A 4339-nucleotide genomic window follows, 5' to 3' on the forward strand; every position below is an offset into this window, starting at 1 on the left:
TGTACTACTCTTTCAAGTCCTGTACTACTCTTTCAAATCCTGTACTACTCTTTCAGATATGGCGCTAACTCTTTTGCCATAAACTGTGCAATCCAAGGTTGAGCTTGTGGCGTTGGGTGCAAGCCGTCTTTCATTAGCCATTGTTGTTTTAGGATCAGATGATCTAGAAAAAAGGGGATCAATGGAACGTCACTTTTTTTACTCAATTCAGGATAAAGTGAGCTAAAGGCTTGAGTGTATCGTTTTCCATAGTTAGGTGGAACATGGATTTGCATCAAAATCACTTGCGCATTTTGCGCCTTAATCAAGGTGATCATCTGTTCAATATTAGCCATGATCCCTGCTGGTGAAAAACCACGTAAACCATCATTTGCACCTAATTCAATTAATACTGTGCTGGGTTTATGTTGTGCCAGTAGCGCAGGTAAACGTGCTAAACCGTTGCCTGTGGTATCGCCTGAAATACTGCCGTTAACCACTGTGGTTGGTTTATCAAGCAGGTTAAGCTGCTCACTTAACAAAGATGGCCAGCTCTGCTCTATGGGCATGCGATAACCCGCACTTAAACTGTCACCGAGAATAACAAGCGTTGCACTGTTTGCTTGTGCTGAAAATAGCAGAATAAATAGCAAGGGGAAAATTTTTGTCATGTCATTACCTATTATTAAAGCAAGATCGGTAAGTAAATCAGTCATTGCAAATGAAGCTGAGATAGCCATTTTAAATGATATCTCATTTGAAGTTTTTTCATGTGAGACTGTCGCTATTATTGGCACATCTGGTGCGGGTAAATCAACCTTAATGACACTATTAGCAGGACTCGATATTCCAAGCAAAGGTGAGATTGAGCTGTTAGGTCGGCCATTGTCGCAGTTGGATGATGAGCAGCGGGCAAAAATACGCAGTGAATCCATTGGTTTTGTTTTCCAAAGTTTCTTATTGATCCCATCACTCACAGCATTAGAAAACGTTATCTTGCCTGCTATTTTACGAGGAGACGGGGAGGATATCGACAAAGCTAAGCAGCTGTTACAGTCTGTGGGGCTCGCTGGGCGTGAAACGCATCTGCCTGCGCAATTATCAGGTGGAGAGCAGCAACGTGTGGCATTAGCGCGGGCGTTTATGACACAGCCCAAAATATTATTTGCTGATGAACCGACCGGAAATCTGGATCAAAAAACCGCAGAAAATATTATTGAACTGTTATTTGCAATGAACCGTAATCATGACACTACATTAGTATTGATTACCCATGATGCAATGCTCGCTAAACGATGTGATCGCACACTGGCTATCCATGCAGGTCAACTGCAGGAGCTGTAATGAAAAATGTAAAAACCTCTTCAGGCAATAAAATGGTCTTGCGTTGGAGTTTGCGCGAGATCTGGCAAGGTCAACTTTGGCCTGTGATGGCTGCGCTTATTTTGATTATTGCTTGTGTCGTTGCGTTATCGGCATTGGCTATTCGAGTTGAAAAGCTGATGACAGCTCAAGGTCGTTCGATGATGGCCGCCGATTTGGTCTTCCGTTCAGCCAATCCAATACCCGAATTGTTACTGTCTGATGCGCGCAATCTAGGGTTAACTTTTTCTGCTCAAACTCGCTTCCAGACCATGGCATTTAGCGACAACAAGATGCAGTTAGTCAATGCTAAGGCTGTCGAAAGTAGTTATCCATTACGCGGTGATTTGATTTTAGTGGGGCAGGATGCACAGATCAGATCATCGGTGCAGCCGGGAGAGTTATGGCTTGCAGACCGTCTGTTTTCATTATTGGAGGTGCGCATTGGTGATCTGATTGCCATTGGCGATGCAGAATTAATGGTTTCGGGAAAAATTGAATCGCAACCCGAACTGACTTTTAACCCTTTTAGAACCATGCCCAGTGTGTTTATTCATCAATCTGATTTGCATAAAACCGGTGCTATTCAATTAGGCAGTCGAGTTCAATATCGAACTTTTTTTAAAGGTGAAAATAACGCATTAAATCAGCTGCAGGGCGGTTATAAGCTGCAAGCTTCACAAGGTTGGATCAGTGAAGATAATCAAGGTAGAACTGCGGATTTAATTCTCAAAGCTAAGCAGTATTTATCGTTAACTATTTTGATGGTGATATTAATGGCGTCAGTGACCTTAGTGCTTACATGCCAGCATTATGCCAGCGGTCGGGCAAATACGGTGGCGATGCTAAAAAGCATGGGGGCGAGTAAGCGCTGGTTACTTAGATGGTTATTGGGACAAGTTGTTTTAATGTTTGCTACAGCTTTATTGTTAGGATCATTGCTTGGCCTCGGGTTAGAGCTACTGTTGCGTTTACCCCTGACGGGTATTTTACCTGAGCAATTACCAAGTTACGGTTGGCAGCCTTTTGTATTTGCAGCTTCGGTCGCATTGCTGATTGGTTTGCCTGCACTAGGCATTCCGTTAATTAGATTATTAGATACGTCAGCCATTGCGGTGCTGCAGGATCAAGTGCCGACCTCGCCGAAAAAAGGGTTGTGGCTGATTGCTGTGCCTGCTGTGGCTTTTTTACTTTTCTATGGAAATAATGCTTTGGTGTGGATGGTATTTATCGGTCTAATCTTGTTGTTTTTAGTGCTGGCGAACAGCAGTTATGGTTTACTGAATTTGCTTAGTCAATCCAAATGGGAGCCTGCGATGACCCTTGCACTAAGTCGTATTAAACGCTCTTCGAATAGAAGCATAATGCAGTTGGCTGCATTATCCGGTTCATTGATGCTGCTTGCTGTTATCTGGCTGGTACGTACGGACTTATTGGGAGATTGGCAACAGACATTACCACCAGATGCCGCGAATGTCTTTGCTATCAATATTGCCCCTGCGCAGCAGCAGGAATATCTACAAAAATTGGATAAAAACAATATTGAAAGATCGCAAGCTTATCCGATTATTCGTGGTCGATTGACGGAAATTAATGGTCTGAATCTCAAAAGCTCACTCTCTAAAGAGCAGCAAAGGGTACATGTTCTGCATCGTGAAATTAACTTTACCTGGGCAGATCGACTGCCAATTCATAATGAGGTTCGTGCTGGTGAATGGACACAAACTAATGCTGTTTCTGTAGAACAAAGTGTGGCGCAGGATCTTGACATTGAAGTGGGAGACAGCTTAAGTTTCTCTGTTAATAGTCAGAACTTTAGTGCGGTCGTTAATTCGATTCGAGCAGTACAATGGCAAAGTATGAAACCTAACTTTTACTTTATTTTCACGCCAGATGTGATTGCGGCGTTGCCTGCCACTTGGCTTGTAAGTTTTCGTATTGCCGAACAGCAAATCCCCATACTGAATCAGCTGGGGCGAGATTACCCAACTGTGAGCTTATTGGACTTTCGAATTATGGGTGGGAAAGTTCAAACCATATTGAAGCAGATAACCTGGTCGTTAACTGTATTGGCCGGGCTTGGAGTGATAAGTGGCGTATTATTGATTTTCACACTATTGCGCTTGAGCTTGAAGCAACGGCAGCGTGAAATCACACTTTATCGAACGTTAGGGGCAAGTAGAAAGCTTATCAGCAAAACGTTATGGAGTGAATATGGTGTAATGGCAATCGCTGCGGGTTTTGTTGCCGTAGTCGCTGCAGAGGGCATTGTGTTTAGTTTAATGAAATTGGGCTTTAAGTTAGAGCCTAGCTTGCATATTGGAATGTGGTTTGTTGTGCCCATACTGGCGATGCTGATTGTGTTTGCCAGTTTAATGAGTGCGATTAAGCAATTATTAAAGCCATTGAAGTAGTGCAGCTATCACCTCTCCGTCAATTTTTTTACTGCAATAAAACCGTCGTAGAGCTTACTGCTGTTTTATACCCAAACCTCTTCAAGATGCTGGAATCTGCATCTTCAAGTATCATGGGTATAAAATCACTGTGATTTTTTAACGCTCTATTTTGCTTGAAGCTTTATTCGTGTATAAGTTTTGATCTGCGGTTGAAAACAGTTCGTTAGCACTTCGCCCCATCTCCCAATGGCTAAAACCAACACTGCTGGAAAAATTTAACTCACTTAAAAAAGCGTTGTTCTTGATTTCCGTATGCAAGCGGTTAATCACGATATTAACCGAAATTTGCCCCCCTGGCTGCAGAATAATAGCAAATTCATCACCGCCTAAACGAAACACCATATCCGAAGTGCGTACGCTTTTAATCAGAACACCTGCAAAGTTCTGTAATACTTGATCACCTTTTAAATGGCCAAAGGTATCATTAATAATTTTAAAGTTGTTAATATCTAATACCATTAAAGATAAACCTTGATGGCTTCGACTGCTTTGCTCTATTGCTCTTTCGAAGCTTTCATCATAATAAGCTCGATTGCCAATAT

At 42.4% G+C, this 4339-nt stretch carries 4 protein-coding genes; 2 read left to right on the plus strand and 2 right to left on the minus strand.

Annotated features, from left to right (window positions below; translation table 11 throughout):
• Window positions 1-44 precede the first annotated feature (44 nt).
• On the minus strand, window positions 45-650 hold the full coding sequence (gene tesA / locus AC4GME_RS01305) for a multifunctional acyl-CoA thioesterase I/protease I/lysophospholipase L1 (RefSeq protein WP_490376131.1): 606 nt from the start codon (window positions 648-650) through the stop codon (window positions 45-47).
• Here tesA and AC4GME_RS01310 point away from each other — a divergent pair.
• Both AC4GME_RS01310 and AC4GME_RS01315 read left to right on the plus strand, forming a co-directional pair.
• Complete coding sequence (locus AC4GME_RS01310) at window positions 649-1323, plus strand: ABC transporter ATP-binding protein (protein ID WP_490376132.1); 675 nt, start codon at window positions 649-651, stop codon at window positions 1321-1323. The genes tesA and AC4GME_RS01310 overlap by 2 nt on opposite strands.
• Window positions 1323-3755 (plus strand): ABC transporter permease, encoded by a 2433-nt coding sequence (locus AC4GME_RS01315; RefSeq protein ID WP_490376133.1) that lies wholly within the window; start codon window positions 1323-1325, stop codon window positions 3753-3755. Before AC4GME_RS01310 ends, AC4GME_RS01315 begins: the two co-directional genes overlap by 1 nt.
• A gap of 138 nt (window positions 3756-3893) precedes the next feature.
• Here AC4GME_RS01315 and AC4GME_RS01320 read toward each other — a convergent pair.
• The coding region (locus tag AC4GME_RS01320) for a GGDEF domain-containing protein (protein WP_490378915.1) at window positions 3894-4339 on the minus strand (446 nt) is incomplete at its 5' end.

The sequence above is a fragment of the Psychromonas sp. genome (assembly GCF_983033635.1).

Bases quoted from the DNA above. Each gene is read 5' to 3' on its own strand.
- AC4GME_RS01310 (WP_490376132.1), top strand. From the start codon at position 649: ATGTCATTACCTATTATTAAAGCAAGATCGGTAAGTAAATCAGTCATT.
- tesA (WP_490376131.1), bottom strand. From the start codon at position 650: ATGACAAAAATTTTCCCCTTGCTATTTATTCTGCTATTTTCAGCACAA.
- AC4GME_RS01315 (WP_490376133.1), top strand. From the start codon at position 1,323: ATGAAAAATGTAAAAACCTCTTCAGGCAATAAAATGGTCTTGCGTTGG.